25 protein-coding genes and 2 pseudogenes are annotated in these 26,755 nt (G+C 35.5%); 22 read left to right on the forward strand and 5 right to left on the reverse strand.

Features of this window, described 5'->3' with window-relative positions; all coding sequences use genetic code 11:
• Positions 1-563: 563 nt before the first annotated feature.
• A complete protein-coding gene (locus tag AC1FXP_RS19660; RefSeq protein WP_480063687.1) occupies positions 564-1,418 on the forward strand; it encodes a malate synthase in 855 nt (284 codons plus the stop codon).
• 364 nt (positions 1,419-1,782) lie between these two features.
• On the opposite strand, the pseudogene AC1FXP_RS19665 reads toward AC1FXP_RS19660, so the two are convergent.
• A pseudogene (locus AC1FXP_RS19665) lies at positions 1,783-1,983 on the reverse strand (DUF4372 domain-containing protein); the annotation flags it as partial.
• 132 nt (positions 1,984-2,115) lie between these two features.
• On the opposite strand from AC1FXP_RS19665, the gene AC1FXP_RS19670 reads away from it, so the two are divergent.
• Positions 2,116-2,280 carry a hypothetical protein gene (locus AC1FXP_RS19670; RefSeq protein ID WP_480063688.1) on the forward strand — a complete coding sequence of 55 codons (165 nt, stop codon included), beginning with the start codon at positions 2,116-2,118 and terminating at the stop codon, positions 2,278-2,280.
• A 288-nt stretch (positions 2,281-2,568) separates the two neighbouring features.
• On the opposite strand, the gene AC1FXP_RS19675 is transcribed toward AC1FXP_RS19670, so the two are convergent.
• Positions 2,569-4,164 (reverse strand): sensor histidine kinase, encoded by a 1,596-nt coding sequence (locus tag AC1FXP_RS19675; protein WP_480063689.1) that lies wholly within the window; start codon positions 4,162-4,164, stop codon positions 2,569-2,571.
• A gap of 338 nt (positions 4,165-4,502) precedes the next feature.
• On the opposite strand from AC1FXP_RS19675, the gene AC1FXP_RS19680 reads away from it, so the two are divergent.
• The 3 genes from AC1FXP_RS19680 (at position 4,503) to AC1FXP_RS19690 (ending at position 6,844) form a co-directional block, all read left to right on the forward strand.
• Positions 4,503-5,633, forward strand: a complete 1,131-nt coding sequence (locus AC1FXP_RS19680; protein WP_480063690.1) for a type 2 periplasmic-binding domain-containing protein — start codon at positions 4,503-4,505, stop codon at positions 5,631-5,633.
• A gap of 207 nt (positions 5,634-5,840) precedes the next feature.
• Complete coding sequence (locus tag AC1FXP_RS19685; protein WP_480063691.1) at positions 5,841-6,362, forward strand: AbrB family transcriptional regulator; 522 nt, start codon at positions 5,841-5,843, stop codon at positions 6,360-6,362.
• Entirely contained in the window at positions 6,359-6,844 is a 486-nt protein-coding gene (locus AC1FXP_RS19690) for an AbrB family transcriptional regulator (RefSeq protein ID WP_480063692.1), read from the forward strand. The genes AC1FXP_RS19685 and AC1FXP_RS19690 overlap by 4 nt, the downstream gene beginning before the upstream one ends.
• An 18-nt stretch (positions 6,845-6,862) precedes the next feature.
• Here the strand turns inward: AC1FXP_RS19690 and AC1FXP_RS19695 are convergent, their stop codons facing one another.
• The gene (locus AC1FXP_RS19695) at positions 6,863-7,582 is read right to left on the reverse strand and encodes a response regulator (protein WP_480063693.1); all 720 of its coding nucleotides are present in this window, start codon (positions 7,580-7,582) and stop codon (positions 6,863-6,865) included.
• 402 nt (positions 7,583-7,984) lie between these two features.
• Between AC1FXP_RS19695 and AC1FXP_RS19700 the strand changes: the two genes are divergently transcribed.
• From AC1FXP_RS19700 to AC1FXP_RS19770, 15 genes and pseudogenes are all read left to right on the forward strand, one after another.
• On the forward strand, positions 7,985-8,854 hold the full coding sequence (locus AC1FXP_RS19700) for a LysR family transcriptional regulator (protein WP_480063694.1): 870 nt from the start codon (positions 7,985-7,987) through the stop codon (positions 8,852-8,854).
• Between the two features lie 36 nt (positions 8,855-8,890).
• Positions 8,891-10,003 carry a type 2 periplasmic-binding domain-containing protein gene (locus AC1FXP_RS19705; protein WP_480063695.1) on the forward strand — a complete coding sequence of 371 codons (1,113 nt, stop codon included), beginning with the start codon at positions 8,891-8,893 and terminating at the stop codon, positions 10,001-10,003.
• Between the two features lie 37 nt (positions 10,004-10,040).
• Entirely contained in the window at positions 10,041-11,549 is a 1,509-nt protein-coding gene (locus AC1FXP_RS19710) for a tripartite tricarboxylate transporter permease (RefSeq protein WP_480063696.1), read from the forward strand.
• A complete protein-coding gene (locus AC1FXP_RS19715; protein ID WP_480063697.1) occupies positions 11,546-11,989 on the forward strand; it encodes a tripartite tricarboxylate transporter TctB family protein in 444 nt (147 codons plus the stop codon). Before AC1FXP_RS19710 ends, AC1FXP_RS19715 begins: the two co-directional genes overlap by 4 nt.
• A 21-nt stretch (positions 11,990-12,010) precedes the next feature.
• Complete coding sequence (locus AC1FXP_RS19720) at positions 12,011-13,237, forward strand: PrpF domain-containing protein (RefSeq protein ID WP_480063698.1); 1,227 nt, start codon at positions 12,011-12,013, stop codon at positions 13,235-13,237.
• An 86-nt stretch (positions 13,238-13,323) separates the two neighbouring features.
• On the forward strand, positions 13,324-13,623 hold the full coding sequence (locus tag AC1FXP_RS19725) for a hypothetical protein (RefSeq protein WP_480063699.1): 300 nt from the start codon (positions 13,324-13,326) through the stop codon (positions 13,621-13,623).
• A 19-nt stretch (positions 13,624-13,642) separates the two neighbouring features.
• Positions 13,643-14,593 (forward strand): D-2-hydroxyacid dehydrogenase family protein, encoded by a 951-nt coding sequence (locus AC1FXP_RS19730; RefSeq protein ID WP_480063700.1) that lies wholly within the window; start codon positions 13,643-13,645, stop codon positions 14,591-14,593.
• Positions 14,594-14,644: 51 nt separating this feature from the next.
• Positions 14,645-15,103 (forward strand): DUF2437 domain-containing protein, encoded by a 459-nt coding sequence (locus AC1FXP_RS19735; RefSeq protein WP_480063701.1) that lies wholly within the window; start codon positions 14,645-14,647, stop codon positions 15,101-15,103.
• Positions 15,039-15,209 (forward strand): fumarylacetoacetate hydrolase family protein, encoded by a 171-nt coding sequence (locus tag AC1FXP_RS19740; protein WP_480063742.1) that lies wholly within the window; start codon positions 15,039-15,041, stop codon positions 15,207-15,209. Before AC1FXP_RS19735 ends, AC1FXP_RS19740 begins: the two co-directional genes overlap by 65 nt.
• A gap of 502 nt (positions 15,210-15,711) precedes the next feature.
• Entirely contained in the window at positions 15,712-16,374 is a 663-nt protein-coding gene (locus AC1FXP_RS19745; RefSeq protein WP_480063702.1) for a DNA-binding response regulator, read from the forward strand.
• A gap of 328 nt (positions 16,375-16,702) precedes the next feature.
• Positions 16,703-17,410 (forward strand): HAD family hydrolase, encoded by a 708-nt coding sequence (locus tag AC1FXP_RS19750; RefSeq protein ID WP_480063703.1) that lies wholly within the window; start codon positions 16,703-16,705, stop codon positions 17,408-17,410.
• Positions 17,411-18,042: 632 nt separating this feature from the next.
• Positions 18,043-18,792, forward strand: a complete 750-nt coding sequence (locus AC1FXP_RS19755; protein ID WP_480063743.1) for a polysaccharide deacetylase family protein — start codon at positions 18,043-18,045, stop codon at positions 18,790-18,792.
• Between the two features lie 57 nt (positions 18,793-18,849).
• Entirely contained in the window at positions 18,850-20,130 is a 1,281-nt protein-coding gene (locus tag AC1FXP_RS19760; RefSeq protein WP_480063704.1) for an SGNH/GDSL hydrolase family protein, read from the forward strand.
• A 210-nt stretch (positions 20,131-20,340) separates the two neighbouring features.
• Positions 20,341-21,357: an SDR family oxidoreductase gene (locus AC1FXP_RS19765; protein ID WP_480063705.1), complete on the forward strand. Its 1,017-nt coding sequence runs from the start codon at positions 20,341-20,343 to the stop codon at positions 21,355-21,357.
• A 411-nt stretch (positions 21,358-21,768) separates the two neighbouring features.
• Positions 21,769-21,976: pseudogene (locus AC1FXP_RS19770) on the forward strand (GTP cyclohydrolase II); the annotation flags it as partial.
• Between the two features lie 671 nt (positions 21,977-22,647).
• Here the strand turns inward: AC1FXP_RS19770 and AC1FXP_RS19775 are convergent.
• Positions 22,648-23,571: an aldo/keto reductase gene (locus AC1FXP_RS19775; RefSeq protein WP_480063706.1), complete on the reverse strand. Its 924-nt coding sequence runs from the start codon at positions 23,569-23,571 to the stop codon at positions 22,648-22,650.
• Positions 23,572-23,956: 385 nt separating this feature from the next.
• Positions 23,957-24,511 carry a hypothetical protein gene (locus AC1FXP_RS19780; RefSeq protein ID WP_480063707.1) on the reverse strand — a complete coding sequence of 185 codons (555 nt, stop codon included), beginning with the start codon at positions 24,509-24,511 and terminating at the stop codon, positions 23,957-23,959.
• 536 nt (positions 24,512-25,047) lie between these two features.
• Between AC1FXP_RS19780 and AC1FXP_RS19785 the strand changes: the two genes are divergently transcribed.
• On the forward strand, positions 25,048-25,248 hold the full coding sequence (locus AC1FXP_RS19785; RefSeq protein WP_317123950.1) for a cold-shock protein: 201 nt from the start codon (positions 25,048-25,050) through the stop codon (positions 25,246-25,248).
• Positions 25,249-25,753: 505 nt separating this feature from the next.
• A complete protein-coding gene (locus AC1FXP_RS19790) occupies positions 25,754-26,734 on the forward strand; it encodes a tRNA dihydrouridine synthase (RefSeq protein WP_480063745.1) in 981 nt (326 codons plus the stop codon).
• Positions 26,735-26,755: the final 21 nt, after the last annotated feature.

Consider the following 26,755-nt stretch of genomic DNA (forward strand, 5'->3'; position numbering starts at 1 on the left):
AAGTTTCGTTAATGATAACGATGTTGTTTTCCTATTGATTAAGGGATTTCAATTCTTCCAAACTTGTACCAAAACGCTCAGAAAAGGCTCCAAAGCGTATCGTCAGCCACAACCGTATAAGTTCAAACATTACTAACATTTGGACAGTAGATTCTACAACAGGTGCAGTTTCTTTCTTGGATTGCGCTTTCCCATGGATAGAAAGAGTTTGACCTAGATAGATAACATCACTTGATAAAAGGCCTTTTTTTATAGCTATCTCAATAAAGTGCAGAGAATAAAATTTTATTTTACCGCACGATAAAATATGTTGTCAATAAGAAATTTGTAATATATTCAAAAAAATGTTATAATTGTTTTACAATTGTTTTTTGATCGTATTCCGAATTCCGCTTTATTTCTTTGTAGATAAAATCATGGATACGTTTTTTAAATATTTTTTTAAAAACCTAAGAAAAATTTAAACAGTTGTGTGAGCTTTAAAGGTAAGTAAGTTGAATGAAATCATCAATTTACTATCTAAATAGTAACCGAGTTTTTATTCTACAAGGAGGAATAGTATAATGAATCTAATCAATAAGAAAGTTACACACAAGCGTTTTGGCACGGGTAGTATAGTTAAACATAATGATACTATTATTGAAATACATTTCGCATCGGAAAATAAAAAGTTTGTTTTCCCTGATGTATTTGGAAAGCACCTAAAACTGCATGATAAAAGTGATGCTAATTCACTTGGGAAAATTGTACAAAAAAAGGAAATGGAACGAAAGAAGGAAGAATGGAAGAAGGAAGAAGAAAAAAAACTACAACGAAAAAACCAGGAACTTCTCTTGGAACATAAAAAACTTATGAAAAATCATAAACTTCATTCCGAATCACAAATGGTTTTCTGGTGTGATACAGAAGAACAGAATAGTTCTTTAACAGAGTGGAAGGTTTTTTCAGGCGTAATAAAAAGCGGTAATAACAAAGGGAACCCAAACAAACCCATCCGCTTGCACCAAAATAGCGCTGTCCTGTTAACAGCAATAGATTCCAACATGCCTGAAAAAGACAGACGTATTTTAGGTGTCTATATGGTGAATGAAGATTTTATTGGTAAGCTTTGTGAAGATGGATATATTCCTGCTCATTCAAAATACAAACTCCTACTTACAGAACAGGAATCGGATCAGATGTTTTTCTGGAAATATTATGTAAATGAAAAATTCCCCCACAAAATGACATGGAATACAGGTAAATACCGTTATTTTGAAAATTTATGGATGGCTCAAATTTTGCTTGATATAGTTTCATTGAAAAATGACCCAAAAGAACGAGAGCTGGCACAACAATTTTTTGAGCATTTTTGTAAAATGAATCAGTTAACAGATCAAGAGTTACCAAAGCCCAATGGCGCATTAATGCGTATTTAGACGTTAGCTCAAAGGCGAACAGTGCCTGGCACTGTTTGCTCTTGGCTGGTAAAAGAATTCCTTTATCGGGTAAGGTCAACTCTTTGGTAACCACGACTCGTAAATGAAGGCGAATCCCGGCTTTCGTTTTACGAAAAGTCGCCCAAGGATATTGACTGACACTCATGCTCATCGTTGTTGAATCGATCACGTGTAAGCGACCGATCTCACGAATGATCGGGGATTGCTTCATCTTTGCTTGAATGTTCAACACGAGATAATGAAAGATCTTTTCAAATAACGTTGGGGATAATTCACCCAATTTCCTTGAAAGCTGTGACGTGCTAATCGTATCAAATGCGAGTTGAACTTGAAGTTCTTCCTCATCTTTTAGCTTCTTTGACATTTGAGTTAAGCTTTTGGTTTCTTTCAATTGCGAAATGATCAGCAATTGAAGAAATTTATAGGCGGTTAGCTTTTTCACGTATTTATCAAGGTCTATCACATTAATTAGGGTGGAAAAAGTATGTTCATCAATGACTTTTAGTAGTTCATTTATTGTAGATTTTATGGTATTCTTGTCCATGGGAAGGCTCCTTTTAATTGGGATTTGGACAGAACTACCAAACCTAATTATAAGGAGTTTTTTTATGTCTTGATACCATAAATTTCTACTCGAAACTACTTGACAAATTTTTAATAACTGTATGCAAAGCTAATGATAAAAGCTATATTATTGTCTTATTCAACGATGCTTACGTCGAATAAGACAGGGGAAAAAAACAGAGTCATTGTTGCGCAGTACAACCAATCATACTATTCACTAGAATATGATATTCCAATTGGCGTGATTGCGGGAGAACAAAGCCTAATTCCTCGATAAAGATAAGGAGGTTAGGCTTTTTCACTTCAAAATCGTTGACGTTCTTCAATCGTCTTTTTAGATTCAAAAGAGTTGGAGAGTAACTAACAGAGATAAAATATGATTTCTCTATTGATAATAAAGGCACGAAGAACATCTATTCGTACCTTAATTTTATATTGGTGATGCATTCTACTCATCAACATCCAAACCATAATACCAATCAAACCCTTGCTGCTCTGCTTCATCTTCAGTCTTTAGCCACATTCATTTCGTAATAGTTAGATTTGTGAAAAGTCAATTATTTATTTAATGGTTACTATCTTTTGTTTTTGGAATTGATACAGTTATGCTTGCTCCGCCCATATTACTTTTACTGATAAAAAGGTGGCCATGTAAAGAAGCTAGGGTATTTTTAACAATTGATAAACCAATGCCGTTATTTTTTGATGATTTAGTTGTAAAGCCTTCTATAAAAATTTTATTTTCTTCTGTTTCCGTAATTCCCTTCCCGTTATCCTCGATATCAAATATTATGTCAGGTCCTAAATCTGTAAAGGACACATAAACTTTTCCTGACTCTCCATTTTTTGCAAAAGCTGCTTCCATTGCATTATCAATAAGATTACTTATTACAGTCATGACATCTTCTTCATTTAAACTATCTGGGAACACATCCAATTCACTTTCCTCGTCAATAATTAACGAAACTTTTAATTCAGCTGCTCGATTCTTTTTTCCTAATAAGCAAGCAGCAATTAATGGATTTTTCACTGAATCCATTAAGAAATTTGTGAATTCTTGTCTTTGTTCAACTTCTTGAGAGATAAGCTGTAATGCTTGTTCATGTTTATTTAATTTAAATAAGCCATATATTGTATTTAGTTTGTTTTGGAATTCGTGATTTTGCGCTCGCATATTTTCAGTAAACAGCTTAATTTTAGAAACCTCGTCAATTACCTGTTTTAATTCGGAATAGGGGTGAAAAATAAAGACGACTCCTTTTAGTTCATCATCTTGGTAGATAGGTGAACAATTCATGATATAGACTTGATTATCAAGGAATATTTTCCTGTTATTTTCACTGATAGTTTTTGATTTTATAGAATAGATAGTTTCAGTAATGAAAGGAAATTCAAGACTATCTCCTAACTTTATATTTTTAAAGTAGTCCATTTCACGGGCCTTTTTATTTACAGAAACAGTATACCCATTCGTATCTACAGCAATTAAGGGATCGTTAATCGATTCCAACATTGCTTCCTTTTCTTTAAAAAGGTACGAAATTTCTGCTGGTTCTAATCCAAAAATCATATTTTTAACACTTCTTGAAATTAGGAATGATCCAAGGAGACCTAATAATAGAATCATGAAAAAATAAAACAAAATAGAATTATTAAATTTATTAATTTGACCTTGTAGATCATCATAGTAAAAGCCTACTGTGGCTATTCCAATAATTTCGCGATTACGATCATAAATAGGAGTTTTCGCAATTGTAGCTGCACCTTCATATCCTACTCCTTGGAAAATCACGGATTCCTTATCTTGAATAACATTTTTGTGACTATGAGGTGTTTTTGTACCAATTTGACTTCGGATATGGTGTGAATATTGTACGTTTTCTAGGTTTGTAACAATAATATAGCTGGCACCTGTTGTTTTTCTTGTATTTTCAGCAATTGGCTGGATGTATATCTCGGGCTGTTCTTTATAAAACGCTGAAATGATTTCGGAATCGTTAGCTATCATTTTTGCAACTACCATAGCACTTTCTCCGTAGTGTTCATTAACTGCCGTATTAAATCTTTCATTTATAAATACTTTTGCTAAATATAAGCTTAAACCAATAAGTATCGTGACAAGGAGAACTATTTTCCAAAGGAGACTAACTCTTTTTAACAATATAGAACACTCCAAGAGATTAATTAATTTATTAATATGTAACACTATTTTAACATTGTAAATGGAATTCGATGACTATAAGATATAGTAAAAGGATAGATAAGTTCTTGTAATTGTATTGTAACAGGTATGACATCAATAAAGAGATAATCAATCTAGTTTAAAAAGAGGATTTTGCATATATTATAAGAAAGCCTGTTGTTTATAGTGTAGAATGGAAGGGTTTACAAAAAGCATAAGGTTAAATAGTTATCGCTAAGAACAATTGTTAGGCATTAGACATGCTATACAGAGTAATAAATTTCAATGTAAGTTATTTAGAAAGGAGGTATTTTCATATGCGTGGTGGAATTGTGTTGCTATATAAGGGATATTTCCTTTTAAGTATTTTAGGAGTATCTATTTTTTTAGCATCTTGTACTAATCAATATCCGATAGAAAACAAGTCTGATATAGAAAAAGTCGATACTTTCTATGAAAACAAAGACATTGAAATCATTGTTCCTTTTGAAGCTGGAGGGGGAACGGATCTTTTTGCTAGATTCATGGCCCAGTTATTAAGTCAGAATATAGTTGGAAACCCTTCTATTGAAGTGTTGAATATTCCAGGGGATAATACTATTATTGGGACAAACGAATTTGTATATATGAGTGAGTTAAATGGAAAAAGATTACTAGCCTCAAGTGCCTCTGTTCACACTCCGTATCTTCTAGGCTTATGGTCTGTGAAGTATGATCTAAGGGATCTTGAACCTATAATAGGGGTGCCAACAGGAGGGGTTGTTTATACCTCACCTGAAACTGGGATATTAAAGCCTACTGATCTAGAAAATTTCGATGAAGAGCTAGTATTTAAAGGTATTAGTGCAACTGGTTTAGATCTTGTCATGCTTTTAGCATTCGAAGTTCTTGGGTTAGATGTACAGGCTACTTTTGATCATGGGGGAAGGAGATCTGCAAGTTTTTTGTTTGAGGAAGGTGATAGTACAATTGATTTTCAAACTACCTCTTCTTACTTAGAAAATATTTTACCTTTAATTGAAAGAAATGAAGCCATTCCCCTTTTTTCCTTTGGTCAGATAAATGAAAAAGGTAATTTAGTACGTGATCCAATGTTTCCCGATCTTCCAACACTTGAAGAAGTGTATATTGATATACATGGTAAAGCGCCTATAGGGAAAGCCTGGGATGCTTATAAAACTTTTGTGAACTCATCATATAGCATTCAAAAAATAATTTGGGCACATGGAGATGCTCCTGAAGTATCTAAAGAAGCGCTACATAAGGCAACAGAAAAGGCTGTACGAGATTCTAGTTTTCATCATTTAGGACAAGGAGCACTTGAGCAGTATGAACCATATACTGGCGAAGAACTAAGAATGATGATTGATAATGCATTCAACACCTCACCTACAATACTTAATTGGGTTCGAGAATTACTGCAGGAAAAGTATGGTCTAGAAACTTAATATATGAATGTAGACCTATAAACGGCAAATCCCTCCACTTAAAAAAAGTGGAGGGATTTGCCGTTTATTTATAAAAATTTTTTATTACCTTCCATAAATAATAGATATTTTATAGTTCTCTAAAAATGAATTATATTTACAATAAATTTAGCTCAAGAGTTTTAGAAAATAATAATAAAAAATTATCTATTATGGAGAAGATAAATTATGGTTGAATTTATTTTGTTTATGATTATTTCATTTCTTGGTGGAATAATAGGTTACATGTTGAAAATCCCACTTGGTTCTATGATTGGAGCGATGATTTTCGTTGGGTTCTTTCATTCCATCGGAGTAATGTCATTGTCGGTTTCTAGTGAATTTTTATTTCTATTGCAAATTTTATTAGGAGCTATGCTTGGGGTAACGTTTATTGATTTTAAGAAAGAATACATTCAAAAAGTTGGATTTGCTCTAATTTTTATATTTAGTGGGGTTATCCTTATTGTTACTAGTATTTCAGGAGTATTGGTATATCTTTTTAATTTTAACGGAGCGGTTTCAATATTAACTTCAACCCCTGGTGCGATTTATGAAATGGCAATGATTGCTGAAACAATAGGTGTGGAAGCACCAATTATTGTTTTGGCTCATTTTGCAAGAATACTTATTATTATGACATTGTTTTCTATATTGATGAAGTTTCTGTATAAGCAATTTGTTACAAAAGGAGAGGAAAAAGTATCGTGAAGTCATGGATCTTATTGATAGTTATTTCATCCTTGGGAGGAATGATCGGGCTTTGGTCGGGGGTGCCAGTAGGAGCTTTGTTAGGAGCATTATTAGTTGTAGCCATCGTGCAATTATTTTCAGGTAAACTACCAACCTTTTCACCAAAAGGAAAAAGAACAATCCAAATTTTGCTTGGTGGTAACATTGGATTATCCTTTTCCGCAGAATCTTTATATCTTATTCATCAAATATGGCTGCCAATTCTATTAATCCCCATTATCCAATTGGCAATTGGTGTATTTATTGGCTTTTTGCTCATGCAAATATTGAAGTATGATTATGCAACTGCATTCTGCAGTGCAGTTCCGGCCGGTATGAGTGAAATAACATTTATAGCTGAAACTTATCATGCCAACGTCCCTTTAGTGATAACCATTCATATTTTAAGAGTATTCTTTATCGTTTTTATGATCCCTTTTAGTGTTTTGTTATTACTATAGTGTAAAGGAGTATGGTGTTTACATGGATTTATCACTTTGTTTGTAACTGTATTTTCTTTCTGGTCTTCCAACAGTCCCATGATGGATAGAGATCTCAACGATTCCTAAAGTAGCTAAATATTCTAAATAGCGTCTAGCCGTGGAATGACTTATACCTACCGTTTGTGAGAAATCAGTTGCGTTAACGCTATGCTTTAGGGTAATAAGTTTATCTTTAATACGCATAAGCGTAAATTTATCAATTCCTTTTGGTAACTCTACTTCATTATCAGTATGCGTGGGTGCATATTCAGAAGATAAAAATAAGGAATCTACATCTGATTGTTTAACAATTTTCCTTTTGTTTAATACTTGTGTAGTTTCTTCATATTTGTTTAAAGTGTTTAATAGTTTATTCATCATTACTGGTTTAATGAGATAATTAAATGCACCGCCTCTAATAGCTTCCTTTACTGTGTCTACTTCATTCGAAGCAGTAACTAAAATAATATCGAGATCACGATAAAGCTTTCTTATTTTCCATAATAGATCGATTCCATTAATATCGGGTAAATAGATATCAAGGAGGATTAGTTGAGGCTTATACTTGTCAAGTATACTCAATGCTTGTTCCCCATTATTTGCTATGTAGGTTACTTTGAAAGATTCTACCTGATTAATAAACTCGGAGTATATACCTGCTGCCAGCTCATCATCCTCAATTATCATGACCTCAATAGGCATTGTTTCTACTTTCATTTGACCTTCAACTCCTTTATAAAAGGATTCCTAGCGAAAAATCACTTTTATTGAAACAAAAGTAACTCTTCCGAGGCGGTAAAGCGTTTTCATCAATTTGAAAATAAATACTTATTAGTCATTTTACACAACTTTATTAAGAAAAGGAAGATCAGAGGCCTCTTTTTTAATGGAAAAATCCATAATATGTAAAAAAAGAAATAATGAAAAAAACTATATTTATAGAAAAAATAGAAAGAATTTTAATAATATTTAAACATTTTTTGTTTGAGAGTATGATTTAGACAAATGAATTGGTTGCGTTTTCATAAACCAAATTGGAGAAAATTTTGATTAGAAAAGTGGGGGTGGTACTTAATTTCTCCTTATACTTCATTATTTAAGCATGTGTGGAGGCAAGCTATGGATGAACAAGATTGGATTCTCTTAAAAACACTTCATAGAGAAAAGAATATTACACGTACTGCTCAGAAACTATATATTACTCAACCTGCTTTAACGTATCGAATAAAGCATCTTGAAGAACATTTCAGAGTAAAACTTGTTTTACGTACAAGGCGTGGGATTGACTTTACGCCAGAGGGTGAGTACTTATTAGGCCATGCTCAAACTATGTTATCTAGATTACAAGAAGTTAGGGATACGATATTAGACATGGGCCATGAAGTACGGGGTTCATTACGCCTTGGTGTATCTAGTAACTATGCATTATATCGCCTGCCAAAGCTATTGAAGTTGTTTTTAGAAGATTATCCTGAAGTAAAAGTAAACGTAAAAACTGGATGGAGTTCTAGGATAGTGAAACTTAAGGAGAGTAAAGAAGTACAAATAGGGATCATTCGGGGAGAGCATAATTGGCATGGGCAAAAATTATTACTTAATGAAGAAAAGCTCTGTATCATCTCAAAAACACCTATAGAAATGGAGATTCTACCTAGTCTGCAGAGGATTAGCTATAAAACAGATATTTCCTTAAGAAATAATATTGAGACTTGGTGGCGTGAGAAATTCAAAGAGCCTCCCATTGTTTCAATGACTGTTGACAGAATTGAAACGTGCAAGGAAATGGTTCGTTTTGGATTAGGTTATGCCATCATCCCCAAGATGGTATTAGAAAATACAGAGAACCTTTTTACCATTGATATTGAAGAGGATAGAACATTTAGAAAGACATGGTTAATTTATGATCAAAGTGCATATGAACTTACAACTCTAAAAGCATTTTTGAACTTTATGAAGCAATATGCTACTTTAAGCCATTCTAAAAATTGAACATCAACAAAAAGCATTTTACATTAGGAGGTTATTATGAAAAAGGTGAATTTATTATTTGTAATAATGATAGCGCTGTCAATGGTGTTAGCTGCTTGTGGCAATTCTTCTTCCACTACAGGTACTTCAGATTTAACGAAAGAGAATTTTTATGAGGATAACGGAATTGAAATTCTTGTCCCATTTGGTGCAGGTGGAGGAACTGATTTATTCGCTAGATTTATGGCACCCTATATTGCAGAAAACTTAGCTGGCAACCCAGCTGTTCAAGTAATAAATGTACCAGGTGGTCAAACAATAGTAGGAACGAATGAGTTTGCGCATATGCGTGAAAACGATGGCTATAATTTACTCCAGTCTAGTGCATCTGTTCACACACCTTATTTACTAGGGGAGAGTGCAGTAAAGTATGATTTGAAAGATCTTGAGCCTATCTTCGGTGCTCCAACTGGTGCAGTAGTGTATGTTTCTCCTGACACTGGTGTAACAGAGCCAACAGATTTAAAAAACCTAGAAGAACAATTAGTTTTTGCAGGAATTAGTGCCATAGGTCTTGACTTAGTAACGTTGCTTTCTTTTGAAGTTTTGGAATTAGATGTACAGTCAATCCTTGGGTATGAAGGTAGAGGACCTGCACGTGTTGCTTTTGAGCAAGGAGAAGTTAACATTGACTTTCAAACGACATCTGCTTATTTGCAAAATATTGAACCGTTAATTGACAGCGGGGATGCTGTGCCTCTTTATTCATTAGGACAAATTAATGAAGAAGGAGATCTAGTACGAGATCCAGTATTCCCTGACTTACCAACTTTGGAGGAAGTTTATATCGACATCTACGGTGAAGAGCCATCTGGTGATGCATGGGAAGCGTATAAAGCATTTGTAAATTCTTCATATACAGTTCAAAAATTGATTTGGACTCATGGTGATGCACCAGAGGCAGCTATTGAGGCTCTACATGAATCTGCAGAAAAAATAGCAAAAGATCCAGAGTTTTTAGAAGCAAGTAAAGAGGTTCTTGAAAACTATGAACCTTATACTGGACAGGAATTAAAGAATATGATCGATAATGCGTTAAACACAAGTCCAGAGATATTAGATTGGGTCCGCGATTTATTAGAACAAAAATATGATGTAGTTATCGAGTAACAACTAGATTTTGGACTTCATTTACTGAAGGGAGGTAATGTTTTTGTTTGAAGTAGCATTAGAGGCACTAGTTATGGTTTTAGACCCCTCTAGAATTGGATTTATGCTTCTTGGAATTTCAATTGGTATTTTAGTAGGTTTGTTGCCAGGGTTAAGTGGGACTGTAGGAATGTCGCTTTTATTACCGTTTATATTTGGAATGGATCCATTTACTGGAATGGCATTGCTGATAGGGATGGTAGCTGTTATCCATACTTCTGATACATTTCCTTCTATATTACTTGGGATACCGGGTTCTTCCGGTTCCCAAGCAACCATAATGGATGGTCATCCATTGGCAAAGCAAGGACAGGCAACGAGAGCATTAGGTGCAGCTTTTTTCTGTTCTATGATTGGTGGGATTATTGGGGGAATTGTATTATTTATTACGATTCCTATTGCACGACCAATGATATTAACTTTTAGTTCACCAGAGTTATTTATGCTCTCATTACTAGGGTTAAGTATGGTTGGTATATTATCTGGAAAATCTCCAATGAAAGGAGTTATTTCTGGTTTACTCGGATTAGCGGTTGGTTCAATTGGGAGTGCACCAGCAGTAGCTGAATATCGTTTTACTTTTGATTTTCTATATTTATCAAATGGGATTCCATTAGCGGTTGTTGCACTAGGTTTGTTTGCTTTTCCAGTTATGATTGAAATGTTATCTACTAACAGCGCCGTTTCAAAAAATAGCAAAATTGAAGGCGGAGCCACACGTGGCATATTTACAGGAATCAAAGATGCCCTAAAAAATAAATTTTTAGTAGTAAGAAGTTCAGTTTTTGGTGCAATAATTGGCTTTATTCCAGGTTTAGGTGGTAGTGTAGTCGATTGGTTAAGTTATGGTGCTGCACAAAAAACAGTTAAAAATAATAAGTTCGGTGAAGGGGATATTCGAGGCGTGATCGCCCCGGAAAGTGCAAATAATGCTAAAGAAGGTGGGGCGCTAATCCCTACATTAATGTTTGGTATCCCAGGAAGTGGAACAACTGCTATTTTATTAGGTGGATTAACGCTAATGGGATTACAGGCTGGACCGACTATGCTTACTACTGGTTTGCCAGTAACATTATCAGTTATATGGACACTTGTTATCGCTAATATATTTGGAGTCATTCTTTGTTTGTTGTTAATCAAACCAATCTCACGAATTAGTACGATACCAGCCAACAGGCTTGTCCCATTTCTTTTTATCATTTTGCTAATTGGTTCTTTTCAAAGTACACGGTCTTGGGGTGACATTATCTTCTTTGTATTAATTGGATTACTTGGTCTTGTCATGCATTCTCTTGATTGGCCTAAACCGCCATTTTTAATTGGTTTTGTCCTTTCTCTATCTGCGGAGCGTTATTTATGGATTTCAATGGATAGGTATGAACTAGCATGGCTAGGTAAACCAGTTGTCATAGTCATTGGGGTTATGATTATTTTATTCCTATTCGGAGGATATTTTGTAAAGCGTATTAGTCAAAGATATGAAAAAAGTAGGGATGTTGGATTATGAATAAATTAGTTGGGTCAACAATATTTACGTTTTGTTTATTTTTGCTTTTTGCAGGGCTTGCATTGGAAGCAGCTACATTTTCAAGACTTGCTAAATTCTTCCCCCTCTATATTACAATCGCTGGGGCGATCCTATGTTTTATTTACACTATTGTTCAAATAAGAACAATTATCAAAGAAGAAGGATTACCAGAAGAATTGAAAAAGCTACAATTTAAAACACCATTAAAATATCTCGGTTGGCTATTGGGCTATGTCGTTTTGGTTTATATCGTTGGCTTGTTAGTCGCAACAGGTATATTTCTAGCAACTTTCTTATTCTTTGAATCTAAGTTTACGATTGTTAAAACAGCGATTTCCATTTCAACTGTTATCGTTTGCTTACTTTTATTTAGCAATATTATGAACCTATTTTGGCCTAGAAGTTTATTAGGATTATAAATTTTGTTTGGAGGTACTGAAATGAGAGATAATGAAAGAATTAGCGCGACGATTATGCGAGGCGGAACAAGTAAAGGAGTCTATATTTTAGAAAATGAGTTACCCAAAGATCCAAAGGTGAGAGACAATGTCATTTTATCGATTTATGGGAGTCCAGATAGCCGGCAAATTGATGGTTTAGGTGGAGCAAATCCGTTAACGAGTAAATTTGCAATGGTACGAATTTCAGATAGAAGTGATGCAGATATTGATTATACGTTTGGACAAGTAAGTATTGCTGATCAATTTATTGATTATAGTGTAAATTGCGGGAATATTCTGTCGGGTGTAGGCCCATTTGCAATCAATAAAGGTCTTGTTAGGGTAGAAGAGCCAATAACGAAGGTTCGAATTTACAATACGAATACTAAGAAAATTATTGAAGCAGAAGTACCTGTTTTACATGGAAAAGCTAAAACAGAAGGTGACTTTCAAATTAATGGGGTGCCTGGAACAGGTGCAAAGATTTTGTTGAATTTTCTTAATGCAGACGGTGCTCGTACAGGGAAGTTACTTCCAACAGGGAATGTGAGGGATAAACTATCTTTATCGACAGGTGTAGAAATTGAAGTAAGTATTGTCGATGTTGCTAATTTGTGTGTGTTTGTTAAGGCATCAGATATTGGGTTAAAAGGGACAGAATTACCAAAAGAGTTAAATCACTATGCTACAAGTATACTAGAAGAGATTCGTTCGATAGTGGCATATGAGCTAGGATTTGTTAATTCAATAAGTGAGGCATCAACTAAGTCACCGGCTACCCCAAAAATTATGTTTATTGGGGAAAAGAATAATTATATAACGATTAATGGTTCAGAGATTAACAAGAACGATGTTCATATTTTAAGTCGTGCAATTGCCATGGAAACCATGCATGAGGCTTACCCAGTTACTGGAGGAATTTGTACGGCAGTTGCGACACTACTCAACGGAACGATAGTTAACGAAATTTATAGAAGTTCTAATAATAATTTCTTTCAAGAAGGTGATATCTCACAAGGTGTGGTTATAGGACATCCTTCTGGTTCATTAGAATTGTCAATCGGAATTGAATATATGGAAGGGGAAGTAAAACTAAAGCGTGCCGCTGTAGCTAGAACGGCAAGAACAATAATGGAGGGATTTGTGTTTGTTCCAAGTGATATTTATTGGGAAAGTGAAAAAATAAATAGCCAACTTAACGACTATAGTCTCAAATCATCTGTTTAATCGTTCACACCTAGTTATTGTGCTCCTAGATACAACAAAGTTGTTGTCGTATTTAGGAGTTATTTCTTTAATGAAAGGAAGAAGAGATGGTTACTTATAGAACAATAGAATCTAAACAATTTTTTAGTGAAAAAACTAAGAGTAATTATTACGTGGTTTTAGAAGTAATTGAAATTTTTCATCATATTATCATTCAGGATCATTGTGTCCAAGAGGATAGTACAGGGGTAAAAGAGATAATTAAAATTTATGTAGAGCATGGAGAGGGTAGCTCCCTAAAAATGGATTCTATTTATGAAATAGGTAAGCGTAGCATCGACGACATTATTGAAATGATACAAATGGAAAATAACCATATTTTTCAGGAGGAATACAGTGTAATTTGAGATAAAAGGAGAATCAGAAATGAAGGTAGTGCTATTAGATGATTGGGAATATAGTTCAAAAAATAGCTTGGCTATACAATTGTTGAAAAAGGATTTTAATGTTGAAACTTACCATGATAGACCAACAAAAGAACAGCTTTATGAACGAATTAGCGATGCTGATGCTATTATACCAATTAGAGAAAGGACAAAATTCTCTCATGAAACTTTACAAAATATGAAACATGTAAAGTTTATTGCCCAAACGGGTTCCGGTGTAGCACATATTGATATGAAAGCTGCAAAAGACTTAGGGATAGTAGTTGCAACAACAGCTGGTGGCTCCAAAGCAGTTGTCGAATTAATTTTTGGTTATATCTTGAGTTTCTCTAGAGAATTATCAAAGTTAAATAATGAAGTAAAGGAAGGTGTTTGGAAAGATACATTTGGTAAGAGTTTAGATAATAAGACAATTGGTATAATTGGTTTGGGTAAAATTGGTTCTAATGTAGCGAATATTGCAAAAGCATTTGGCATGAATGTTCTTGCATGGGGGCCGAGGCTTAGAAAAGAAAGAGCCTATGAGCAGGGGGTCATCTATTCATCTCTAGAGAATTTACTTCGCAACTCTGATTATATCTCTGTCAATGTAAGGCGTACCTCAGAAACAGTAAATTTAATACGTGCAGAACACTTCCAATTAATGAAAAAGGAAACCTTTTTCATTAATACCTCAAGAGGGGATATTGTTGCGGAATCTGCATTAGTTGAAGCGCTTGAAAAAAAACAAATTGCTGGTGCTGGATTAGATGTCTTTACAAACGAACCCATACAACAAGGACATCCTTTAACAAAAATGAACAATGTGCTACTAACACCTCATATTGGTTGGAAGACTGATAGAATGATAGAAAATTTCTTTACTGAAGCAGTTGAAAATATTAATTCATATTTTTTGAAAAAAGATGATAGTGATGTAAATATCCGTTAATTAGCGATTAGGTATAGGTACAAAGGAATATAATGAGAGGTTGGTGTGACAATGAAAGTACTACAAAAAACAAAGACGATAGTTCGCTATCAAAGATGTGACGGAAATGCATATTATGGAATTGTTGAAGATGACGAGATATTACAATTATGTAGTAGTACTTTTGCTGAAGTAGTAAGCAATGATTTAAAACTTGATGGAGAAAGAGTTAAATATAATGATGTGAAGATTTTGGAGCCAGTAGTACCCTCGAAAATTGTTAATTTCGGATGGACATATGCTGATCATGCAAAAGAAACTGGTGGGAAAGCAAATCTTAAAGAACCATTTTTGTTTTTGAAACCGGCGTCTTCCGTGATTCCCGATCAGGCCAACATCGTTCTGCCGTCAAATGATTTATCTAAGCAGGTGGAAATGGAAGGTGAAGTGGCCAAATACGAATCAGATGTCACTTTCAATTCCTTATCTTATCAGTTGGATTTCACAGGTAATGACACTGGAACCAGGTGATGTTTTGGCTACTGGCTCTCCTTCTGGAAGTTGTCCAATGAAGTCGGGGGATATTGTAGTGGTTGAAGTAGAACAGATAGGTAAACTTTGTAACTATGTAAATTAAAAATGATTAGAAGTCTCACTAAAGCGTTATATACATGTTTGTTGTATTTGTATTTGATGCTTATTTTTTATGTTGCCACTAAAAACATAAGTCTTAAACAGAGTGCTGCCTTTTAACGGAAATAGAAATGAAAAGATATTGTCGCAATATAGGGGGAATTTATTGACAAATTTTAGAATTCTATTAAACTGAAAATAGTTCTCCCTTTAAATTCTTCCTTAATTTTCTTATTATATTAGCCCCTCCAATTTAAGACACATAATAAATTCTCCTGATTACTCGTATTACCGCTCATTAATTTCAAAAAACTTTCCTGAGTTCGAATCAATTAATAATGGAGATGATTCATTTATGTCATGGAATATGTATAAAGATTAAATGCTCATGGTTTTCGATCATCTTTCTTACTATTTGGCAACCTACCTGTAAATTAATATTTATCCTATGAAGAGTATCAATTAAATGGCAAAAGACATGATCATTAGATAGGAGGAGGGATGCTATGGGATTTGAAGAAGAATACCAGATCTTTATAAATGCTCACTTGCAGGCAAGAACCGGTGAACGGTTGCGGCGTTTACAAGAGGGTCACAAACATGCTGAAATGTTGTTTTTGAAGGAAGTGTGGTGGCCTTTATTCCACCATTTTCGGTATCTGTATCCAGAATATGAAGTCAATGATTTCAAAGATGGTACAAGGTATTTGGATTTTGCTTATATCCGGCCCACCATTCGAATTTGCTTTGAGATTGATGGATATGGCCCTCATTTAAAGGAGATAAGCAGATGGCAATTTTCCGACAGCCTAGAACGTCAAAACCAGTTGGTGATTGACGGATGGACCGTGATACGCTTTTCTTATGACCAAGTTAAAGAGAAGCCTCGTCGATGCCAACAAATTGTTCAGCAAGTGATTGGCCGATGGCTGGGGGATGAACTGGACCTGACCACTTTATCCTTAGTAGAAAAGGAAGTGCTGCGTCTAGCAATTCGAAAAGGAGAAGCCATATCCCCTATAGAAGTCCAGAAGTATTTGAAGCTAAGTGACAAGACGGTAAAAAAAGTGCTTTCTCAACTAGTCGATAAAAAGATGCTGATTCCTGCATCTGGGGTCGTGAGAATCCGCTCTTATCGGCTGGGGGATCAGCTTAAGAACCCGATCTGATAAATAAAAGTAGAAATTTCTTTTATTTAGTAATTAGCATTAAAAATAGCTTAAATAGACGGAGATATTCCGCCTATTGACTCAAAAAATCTGAAAATGGGTAACTTTTCTTTGCATAAACGGAAAACCTCCGCCTATATACCCCGAAACGAGCTCTATTCTGCATCTAACCGAAAAATGTCCGTTTATTTTACTATCACTACTTACTCGATTATTGACAAGACTTCTTATTCAAAGGCAGAGAGATGAACGGAGTAGTTAGTTAGCTCTTTGTTTTCTCTAGTTGATAAATAAGTGATATCATCATTATATAAGGAGGGCTATGAGAATGGATACGATAATTTTTGACGTCGATGATACACTATATGATCAAGCACAATCTTTTCATAAAACGGTGAGGAAGCTTTTTCAAGAACCATTTTCAGACGAAGAAATCGATCAATTATATAAAGCTAGTCGTAAGTATAGCGAGATTTTATTTGATCAAAGTGAAGCAGGTGAAATATCCCAATTTGAATGGCAAACCGGACGAATCATGGCTGCCTGTAAGGATTTTAACATCCCTATAGATACGGAAAAAGCGACTATTTTTCATGAAACGTATGTGACTGAACAAAAAAACATTACCTTGTTTCCAGAAGTCGAAGAACTACTAAATGTACTTTACAAAGAAGGGAAACAGCTTGGGATTCTTACAAATGGTGAAGAAAAACATCAAGCAATGAAAATTAAACAGCTCAACCTTAGTCGTTGGATTCCGGCAGAAATGACGTTTATTTCTGGAACGATTGGTCATGCAAAACCGAAAAGAGAAGTATTTGATTTTATTGAACAGAAAATGGACCTTGACCAAACCAAAACCGTGTATATCGGGGATAATTTTGAAAAAGATATTATCGGAGCAAAACAAGCAGGCTGGCAAGCGATCTGGATGAATCATCGTAAGAAAGATTTACCGACTAATGCTACCTATAAACCAGATAAAGAAGTGCATAGTGCCAAAGAGTTATTAGAATTATTTGTGAAAAAGGCTTAGGTCGTTATGGTAGGAGTCAGCGATTGTCATCCTGGTTCCTATTTAGGCTTCATTGAAATTCTTATTGGTTTAATGCATAGCATTGAGCGGGTTTTTAAACAAAACGGAAGGATTAGTTTTATAAGAACTGTCATCTATATTGACTCAAAGGTAAAAGCTATATGTTTTGGAAAATGGGTCTATACGTTTGAAGAGTGGCCGGTGTAGAAGGAACAGATTTGTAAACCCATCCCAATTCAATTTGGATGGGTTTTAAGGTTGTAGGTACCAAGGAAATAAGGACGTTTAACGATTGTTAAGATAAGGGGACTGCGGAAAATTAACTATATTAGAGTCAAAATGCGACAAATGTATAAAGAAAGCAGCTGAAATAACTAGGTCTAACTAACTTGTTTTGGATGAGTTAGAAAAGTAGGAATAATATGAAAAATACATACTTCGTCTGACGGATAAACAAAGTGTGGGTTGCTATAATTAACGAGTGTTCATAGAACATACAAGGTTTTAGCTACGATTAAATGAAAGCCTTTTCCTATTTAATCCGCTGAATAAATTGAAAGGAGAATTTGTTAGAAAGTAAATAATCTATTAAAAATTACTTTTTATTCGAAAGGATGGTCGTGTTGAAAAAAGTGTATATGTTGTTTCTTGCTTCCTTACTTTTAGTAGTTTCTACTAATAACTTTATAGAGGCAGCGCCTAAAAAATCGACAAGCGTAGAAATTCCTGTTTTGTTATATCATGTCGTTAAACCCGACCCTGATCCGACCAATCCATGGCAATTAAGCCTTGAAGAATTTGAGAAACATATGGCTTACTTGAAAGAAAATGGGTATCTAACTTTAACGATTAAACAATATTTTAACATCCTTGATAAAAAAGCTGCGATGCCTAAAAAAGCTGTACTGCTGACATTTGATGATAATTCAGATGATTTTTACCCATATGTATATCCTGTTTTGCAAAAATATGGGATGAAAGCAACTCAGTTTACCGTTTCCGATTGGGTAGATGGAAGCTGGAACATGACGAGTAATGAAATCTTGACCGTAATGGAAGATGGAATTGATATCCAAAACCATACTGTAACACACCCTTTTCTAACGAGTTTAAGTAAAGCAGAACAATACGCCGAAATTAATGATGCAACTATAGCGCTCAAAGAGTTAACGGGTAAGACGACGAATGTTTTCGCTTATCCTTACGGAGATTATAACGTTGATACGATCTCAGTCCTTGAAGAATTAGGATTTAAAGGTGCCTTTAAAGTTGGCGGTGGAATAAGTACAAGTGAAAGTGATCGTTTTGAATTGCCTCGTATTATGATTCTTCAAGAACATACATTGGACGACTTTAAAAGAATGGTGAAAACAGGGTATTAATAAATGTGTTAAAAACACATCAGAACCTGAACTTCAAGTTTCCAGGAGGAAAATAAATTGAATCTAAAAAAGAACATTCTGTTAGTTATTGTAACTGTCATGATCGGATTATGTATCAGTTCCATTGGTTCCTCTGTATTTGCAAAAGAGACTAGTCAAACGGGTCATTGGGTTGGTGCTTGGTCTTCTAGTCAAATAGCAGCACATGAAGGTGGAATTTCGAATGAAAGCTTTAACAATCAAACCATTCGTATGATTGTCAATCCAAATGCATCTGGTTCAAAGGTACGAATTCGCCTATCTAACGCATTTGGAGAACAACCGTTAACGTTTGATAAAGTAACAGTAGCTCATACATTAGAGGGAGCGGATGTAGTTGCTGACTCTGTTAAATCGTTAACTTTTGATAATGAGGAATCTGTTACGATTCCTGCTGGAGAAGAAATGTTTAGTGATCCAATTTCTTTTGACGTAAAAGACGGTTCTGATTTAACGATTAGCGTATATGTTGCTTCTGAAAGCGGACCGACTACATGGCATTTTATTTCAAACCAAACGACGTATATTTCAAAACAAGGTAATTTTGCTGATGTAAATAATAAGAGCGCATTCAACCAAACAGCCGGCGCATGGTTTTGGTTATCAGGTGTTGATGTTCTTACCCACTCAAATAATAAGTCTCGAGTAATTGTAGCGTTAGGAGATTCAATAACGGATGGATATTTATCAACTTTAAATGAAAATCGTCGTTGGACTGATGTACTAAATGATCGGCTAGACAAAGAAATAAAAAATCAAACGTTCTCGGTACTTAATCAAGCAATCACGGGTAATCGCATCCTAACAGATTCTCCTATCTTTGGAGAAAAAGCACTTTCACGATTAGAAAGAGATGTTTTTTCTCAAACTGGTGTAACGGATATTATTCTGTTAGAAGGAATCAATGATATTAGGCATCATCCACATGTTTATGATGCAAACGAAATTATAGCCGGAATAAAAGAAATTGCTTTACAGGCTCATGAGCGTGGGTTAAGAATTTATGCAGGTACCTTGACTCCATTTAATGCATACGATCTTGGAAATTATTTCACTGAAGAAGGTGAACAGACACGCCAAGAAGTGAATAAGTGGATACGAAATAATGATATTTTAGATGGATTCATTGATTTTGATCGTGTATTAGCTGACCCTAGCAACCCTGAGAAAATTCTCCCTGCTTATGATAGTGGAGATGCATTGCATCCAAACGATTTTGGGCTAAAAGCTATGGCTGAGGCTATTGATCTTTCAATCTTTCACCAGCCCTTAAATAGAGGGTTAGGTCACGTGAAATAATGTTTTATATCAAGTGATGGGGAGCAGGTTAAGGTGCTCCTCTGTTGCATTTATCCTAAATAACGTTCTTCACTTTGTTTCACATATGAGTAGCAAAACAATGTCTTAGGATAATGAGCATAAAAAAAGGAATTTTGCTAGTAGCATTGAACATTTACTTGGTAACGTATAATTACAATTAATTGTTTTAAGATTAGCGGAGGTGGAAAAATGAAAGCGTTATTTATTGGAGGGACGGGAACGATTAGTTCTGCCATTACGAAGCAGCTAGTAGAAAAGGGATGTGAGCTCTATCTTCTGAATAGGGGGAATCGAAAGCACCGCTTGCCAGAAGGGGTATACTTATTTCAAGCTGATATTAATGATGAAGACCATGTCTCCAAACTAATTGAAGATTTAGAGTTTGATGTCGTTGCTGATTTCATCGCGTTTGAAACGGAACAGCTTGAAAGAGATTATCGCTTATTTAAGGGGAAAACGAAACAGTTTGTTTTTATTAGCTCTGCTTCTGCATACCAAACTCCTTTGTCCGACTATCGAATTACAGAAGGAACGCTATTATCAAATCCATATTGGCAATATTCGAGAAATAAGATTGCCTGTGAAGAGTATTTGCTGAAGCTCTATCGAGAGGAAGACTTTCCGATTACGATTGTAAGACCAAGTCACACCTATGATGAACTTTCAATTCCACTTGGAGTACATGGTAGCAAGGGCACATGGCAGGTAGCAAAACGAATGTTGGAGAATAAACCCGTTATCATTCATGGTGATGGTACATCCTTGTGGACGATGACGCACAATAGTGATTTTGCTAAAGGTTTTATTGGTTTGATGGGCAATATCCATGCAATTGGTGAGTCTGTTCATATCACGTCAGATGAAAGTGTTACCTGGAATCAAATTTACGAAACAATTGCAGACGCACTCGGAGTAAAACTCAATGCAATCCATGTGTCATCGGAATTTTTGGACGCATGCAGTAAGGAGGATTACAGGGGTGGATTATTAGGCGATAAGGCGAATTCTGTCGTTTTCGATAATTCTAAACTAAAAAGGCTTGTTCCCGATTTTGTTGCTACGACCCGAATTGACCAAGGGATTAGGCAAACGGTCGAATACATATTAGCTCATCCTGAACTACAAATACCAGATGAGGAATTTGACAATTGGTGTGACAGGGTTGTTGACGTATTAAATTCGGCATTAAAGTTAATTAATGAATAGATTCTTTAAAAGGATGTTTTTTCAAAATGAATATGAAAAAATGTTTACTAATAATTTTGTATAACGAAAATTGGCTGCTTCGGCAGCTTTTTTGCTTGTTACACTAAACGGTCAGCATACCTGTTGAAGAATTGGCTCGCTCTCTCTTAGTTTGTGAAGAAATTCACTTGAGTTAAAGGGAGCGATAGCTTAATATGGGCTATCGCCGTTCTACTACGAAGCAGGATTATTCAAAGAAAAAAGGAAATTTGGTAGGATTTTTAAAAGTAAAGTTTAATTGTAATCCGATCGTAGCAAAGGTGGTAAACTTTATTTATAAATAAAATAATGTTTAATATATGAAAATGGAGGAGTTATACAATGTTCAAAAGTGGTAATGTGACTGTCATGGTAGCTGATTTAAAAAAGACCTATGGTGATTTTAGTTACGTTGATGATGCCATTATTAGAATGCATTCCATTTGTCATAGTGGTGATATTTTTAGAAGTAAGCGATGTGGTTGTGGTTATCAATTAAAACAACCCATGAAAATGATAGTAGAACATGGTACTGGTGCTATTTTATTTAGCAAACTATGAAGGAAGAGGGATTGGACTATTCAGTAAAGCGATGGCTTACCATTCCGTACACATACGTGGATATGTGCATTTGCTTTCTCTATCCGTTTTCTTGAACTTATCTGGGAATGAGTGAGGTCCATCGTATGAAAATAATAAAGGTACTCCAGAGTCAACAGATGAAGTGCAGGCATTGCTTGATGACTTTGAGTTAAAGAATGTTGATACTCGTATATAAGAAAAGGTTCCTGATGAGGTGGTGAGGGTCCGCTCTAATCGGCTAGGGGATCAGGTTAAGAACCCGATCTGGTAAATAAAAGTAGAAACTTCTTTTAAATAGTAATTAGCATTAAAAATAGCTTAAATAGACGGAGATATTCCTCCTATTGACTCAAAAAATCTGGAAATGGGTAATTTTTTCATTGCATAATCGGAAAACCTCCGCCTATATACCCCGGAACGAGCTCTATTCTGCATCTAACCGAAAAATCTCCGCTTATTTTACTATCACTAAGTACTCGATTATACGGAGGTATTCAACAGAAAAAAGGGTCTAGATTTTTGAATCGCGTTAAAAGAAAAATATACAACCATAATTGCTGCGATAGCCGAATATGTTCGACATGAAGAATTTCTATCTTTAACTGGGGAAAGCGGGGGACGGACCTAGGCTTTCAAATCAGTTACAATTCTGTAATAAACGAAACGGAAGACCCGTCCCCATGCTTTAAATTAAGGAAGTATGTTTCCTGCGGAACGATAGATGCTATACCACTCTTCACGGGTGAGGTGGACATCGCTAGCTTTAATACAGTCTACTAATCGGCCTTCATTCATCGTTCCGATTACAGGTTGCATGTTCGCAGGGTGGCGCAGCAGCCATGCAATAGCAATCGTTGTATTTGATACCTCATATTTTGCAGCAACCTCATCAATTTTTTTGTTCAATTCCGGAAACTTTTCGTTTCCGAGGAATACGCCTTCAAAAAAGCCATACTGGAAAGGTGACCAAGGCTGGATTGTAATATCGTTTAACCTGCAGTAATCAAGCACACTGCCATCGCGATTGACTGCAGCTTCATTTTCCATATTGACATTGATCCCACTGGAAATCATCGTTGTGTTTGTAATACTTAATTGAAGCTGGTTAGCAACGATCGGTTGTTTTATGTATTTCTTTAAAAGCTCCATTTGCATCGGATTCTGATTGGAAACTCCGAAATGTCTTACTTTTCCTGAATTTTCGAGAATGTCGAAGGCTTCTGCAACCTCTTCAGGCTCCATTAGTGCGTCCGGACGATGAAGAAGGAAAACATCCAAATAATCTGTTTTCAAACGCTTTAGGATTTTGTCAACGGAATTTAAAATATGTTCTTTGGAAAAATCGAACGTGCCTATATCTGGTCGAATACCGCATTTAGACTGGAGAATCAACTTTTCCCGGACATCATCATTCATGTGAACAGCGTCAGCAAATATTTCCTCACATTCACCTGCACCATAAATATCAGCATGCTCAAAATAGTTTGCACCATTTTCTAATGCTGTCTGTACAAAGCTTTCTGCCTCATTTTTAGCGAGTGAATTAATCCGCATACAACCTACTGCAACAACAGGTACTTCTAATTCACTAGTTCCAAGCTTTATTGTTCTCATCCTTCTCGTCTCCTTTTGAAAAGTAATTGGTCTTTTTTTTATGTGAATAATGGGCTAAAACTAATTCAATTATATCAATATTTATAGTGGATGTCTTTCTTTCAGTGCTTGGCCTCTACTAGTGGACTGGGAGTCAGCAGATTATTTGGGAATGAAATGCTATTATAAAATGACAGATTAATGGAATTAACGTTACAGCCAGTGGAAGTACAACGAGTGAAGTGGGCGACAAAAGAGGAAATCTTACCGATGATCGATCAAGAAATATTAATACCATACCATAAGAGTTTGATAGAAAAATACATGAGTAGTCATAGGTAACCGTGGGTTATGGTCCCCCGCTTATTTAAAGCGTTAGTGGATGGGGGACAGGCACTGTTTCACACTACAAAGTTTCTACCGGTATAATGTCTGAAATGAGCGGAGATTCTATTGAAAAAAGACAATACAAGTCAGTAACCCCATTTTGTAGTTTGCAATTTTGAATGACAAAGCCTTCATACCCCTGACGAATAAGGCTGTTACGAAATTTCTCATTGGCTTCCTCCATGTTTAAAAGGATAGCCTCATCTTTCCAGGTAAAGTTTCTTTTTCTGGCATGAATATATTCACAATATTTGTCACGTTCATTCATAAACAACTCATACGAATCCACGGTATTAGAATCATATATTTTAAGGTTTGGTTCATCTATAAATATTTTATAAATGAAGCCAGTTACTCGCCTTTCAACTTGAATAACCTTAGGTGCTCCATCTTCCCAAAATTCCGTTTCGGACTTTTGATAAACCGTCTCCGTTCCTGTTGCATAGGGTTTAGCAGACTGAATATCAGATGTAAGCCAAAAGCCAATTGTACCAATAACGTTATTGACGTTTTGAACCTTTGCTTCACTAGTAAAATCTTCAATTTTATTCATAGTACCAAAATAAGCGATCATTTTCATACCTCCCATTTTTAGATTACCCAATTCTGAGTTTATCATTTATGGATAAGTTGAGTAGTTACGAAATATGAATAGAAAAAACATATGATTTCAAAAAAGGGACAAACTGAAGAAAGAATTAAGAAAGGAGATGTGAAATATGACCAAAAAATACAATAAAGGCAGCCGTAATCAAAATGCACCAGAATTACACGGCAAAGTTCCAGCTAGCGGTGATAACAATAAAGGGAATAAAAGGAAGTAAAGGTTGGGTGGGTCGGGTGCAGGGTCGCGGGGACAGGTGCCACGGCCCACTTCTTTCCTAGTTCTAATAAATGGGAACTGAAAAAAGTTTTTAAGGTGTTTATAAGCTTTGGTTCCAATTCCAAATTAAACACAGTTTGCTTTTCTGTATCTTATCTGTTATTCTAAAGAAGAATTATTTTTGTTCGATCTGTAGGAACGAATAAGTGGTTAAACTTTTCGCCTTTGATAACTGAACATCTATAGTAATAAATGGTGGACGTAATCCACCGCAGGAGGAAACAAACATGCAAGAAGGTACAGTAAAATGGTTTAACGCAGAAAAAGGATTCGGTTTCATCGAAATTGAAGGTGGAGATGATGTATTCGTACATTTCTCAGCTATCCAAGGCGAAGGATTTAAATCTTTAGATGAAGGCCAAAAAGTTACATTTGATACAGAGCAAGGTCAACGTGGACTTCAAGCTGTTAATGTAAACAAGGCATAATGGAAAAAGGACTCTAGATTAGAGTCCTTTTTTTTATGCAAACAAACAATACAAAAAAGGCTGACTAATGAATGCCTACCCTTTTAGCAATTTGATATATAAACCATCTGGTAAAAGTCTATCTTCTCGAATTGACGGATTTGGCATTTTACTTAGTCAGCCTCGGGGCAAACATGATACAAATGGTAAAATGGTTAGATGAAGCATAACACACAATGCCTAGAATACCTAATGTTTATTGCAATTTGTTGATGAAAACGGGTTATAGTATTGATTTGTCACAACTACAAATGAATAAAAGCAGCTAAGAAACCTAAATATTGTGTAGATACAGGGTCCCTTTTATGTTGAATTCTTTTCGAAGCAAGGAGACGAAATTCTCTATCATTTGATAAAAAGTCCCAAAGCGTGGTATAAGAGTAAAAGGTAAGAGGAATCAGAGACATTCTTGCTTTTTATTTTTGGGGTTTTGGTGTCCCGTTATGAGAGGATTTGAATTTTGATTATGACAGATAATTTTTGGCGTGATTTACCACGGCCGTTTTTTATATTAGCACCAATGGAGGAAGTGACGGATGTTGTTTTCCGGCATGTCGTAAGTGCGGCAGCTAGACCTGATGTGTTTTTTACAGAGTTCGCAAACTCGGTAAGTTATTGTCATCCAGAAGGGAACCATAGTGTGCGTGGGCGTCTGACTTTTACAGAAGATGAACAACCGATTGTGGCTCATATATGGGGGGATGAACCCGAGCATTTTCGGCAAATGAGTATTGGAATGGCGAAAGAAGGTTTTCGCGGTGTGGATATCAATATGGGTTGTCCTGCACCTAATGTGGTATCAAACGGGAAGGGGTGCGGTCTGATCCGTCGTCCGGACGTTGCAGCAGAGTTGATCCAAGCAGCAAAAGCAGGAGGGTTGCCCGTAAGTGTGAAGACAAGGCTTGGGTACACAGAGGTAGATGAATGGCGCGGCTGGCTTACACACGTATTGAAACAAGATATCACTAATCTTTCTATTCATCTACGTACAAAAAAGGAAATGAGTAAAGTGGCTGCCCATTGGGAACTGATTCCTGAGATTAAAAAGCTTCGTGATGAAGTGGCTCCAGATACGCTTTTGACGATTAATGGGGATATTCCTGACCGTCAAACTGGCTTGGATCTCGTACACAGGTACGGGGTTGATGGAGTTATGATTGGGCGTGGTATTTTTAAAAATCCATTCGCCTTTGAAAGGGAATCCAAAGAGCATAGTAGTAAGGAATTGCTCGATCTCTTAAGGTTGCACCTTGACCTCTATGATCACTATTCAAAGGAATATATCACACGTCCATTCAAATCTCTTCATCGGTTTTTTAAGATCTATGTCAGTGGCTTTCGAGGGGCGAGTGAATTAAGAAATCAATTGATGAACACAGGGTCAACAGATGAAGTTCGTGTATTGCTTAATGACTTTGAGTCAAAGAATGTTGATACTCGTATATAAGAAAAGGTTCCTGACCCCGGT

This window comes from Halalkalibacter sp. HAAS-P013 (assembly GCF_056619925.1).

What these genes read in the sequence shown, in the direction of transcription:
- AC1FXP_RS19715 (WP_480063697.1), top strand. Translation starts at nt 11,546, where the DNA reads ATGAATAAATTAGTTGGGTCAACAATATTTACGTTTTGTTTATTTTTG.
- AC1FXP_RS19725 (WP_480063699.1), top strand. Translation starts at nt 13,324, where the DNA reads ATGGTTACTTATAGAACAATAGAATCTAAACAATTTTTTAGTGAAAAA.
- AC1FXP_RS19695 (WP_480063693.1), bottom strand. Translation starts at nt 7,582, where the DNA reads ATGAAAGTAGAAACAATGCCTATTGAGGTCATGATAATTGAGGATGAT.
- AC1FXP_RS19710 (WP_480063696.1), top strand. Translation starts at nt 10,041, where the DNA reads ATGTTTTTGTTTGAAGTAGCATTAGAGGCACTAGTTATGGTTTTAGAC.
- AC1FXP_RS19685 (WP_480063691.1), top strand. Translation starts at nt 5,841, where the DNA reads ATGGTTGAATTTATTTTGTTTATGATTATTTCATTTCTTGGTGGAATA.
- AC1FXP_RS19785 (WP_317123950.1), top strand. Translation starts at nt 25,048, where the DNA reads ATGCAAGAAGGTACAGTAAAATGGTTTAACGCAGAAAAAGGATTCGGT.
- AC1FXP_RS19740 (WP_480063742.1), top strand. Translation starts at nt 15,039, where the DNA reads ATGTCACTTTCAATTCCTTATCTTATCAGTTGGATTTCACAGGTAATG.
- AC1FXP_RS19660 (WP_480063687.1), top strand. Translation starts at nt 564, where the DNA reads ATGAATCTAATCAATAAGAAAGTTACACACAAGCGTTTTGGCACGGGT.
- AC1FXP_RS19780 (WP_480063707.1), bottom strand. Translation starts at nt 24,511, where the DNA reads ATGATCGCTTATTTTGGTACTATGAATAAAATTGAAGATTTTACTAGT.
- AC1FXP_RS19700 (WP_480063694.1), top strand. Translation starts at nt 7,985, where the DNA reads ATGGATGAACAAGATTGGATTCTCTTAAAAACACTTCATAGAGAAAAG.
- AC1FXP_RS19745 (WP_480063702.1), top strand. Translation starts at nt 15,712, where the DNA reads ATGGGATTTGAAGAAGAATACCAGATCTTTATAAATGCTCACTTGCAG.
- AC1FXP_RS19750 (WP_480063703.1), top strand. Translation starts at nt 16,703, where the DNA reads ATGGATACGATAATTTTTGACGTCGATGATACACTATATGATCAAGCA.
- AC1FXP_RS19680 (WP_480063690.1), top strand. Translation starts at nt 4,503, where the DNA reads ATGCGTGGTGGAATTGTGTTGCTATATAAGGGATATTTCCTTTTAAGT.
- AC1FXP_RS19775 (WP_480063706.1), bottom strand. Translation starts at nt 23,571, where the DNA reads ATGAGAACAATAAAGCTTGGAACTAGTGAATTAGAAGTACCTGTTGTT.
- AC1FXP_RS19720 (WP_480063698.1), top strand. Translation starts at nt 12,011, where the DNA reads ATGAGAGATAATGAAAGAATTAGCGCGACGATTATGCGAGGCGGAACA.
- AC1FXP_RS19765 (WP_480063705.1), top strand. Translation starts at nt 20,341, where the DNA reads ATGAAAGCGTTATTTATTGGAGGGACGGGAACGATTAGTTCTGCCATT.
- AC1FXP_RS19790 (WP_480063745.1), top strand. Translation starts at nt 25,754, where the DNA reads ATGACAGATAATTTTTGGCGTGATTTACCACGGCCGTTTTTTATATTA.
- AC1FXP_RS19705 (WP_480063695.1), top strand. Translation starts at nt 8,891, where the DNA reads ATGAAAAAGGTGAATTTATTATTTGTAATAATGATAGCGCTGTCAATG.
- AC1FXP_RS19730 (WP_480063700.1), top strand. Translation starts at nt 13,643, where the DNA reads ATGAAGGTAGTGCTATTAGATGATTGGGAATATAGTTCAAAAAATAGC.
- AC1FXP_RS19735 (WP_480063701.1), top strand. Translation starts at nt 14,645, where the DNA reads ATGAAAGTACTACAAAAAACAAAGACGATAGTTCGCTATCAAAGATGT.
- AC1FXP_RS19670 (WP_480063688.1), top strand. Translation starts at nt 2,116, where the DNA reads ATGATAAAAGCTATATTATTGTCTTATTCAACGATGCTTACGTCGAAT.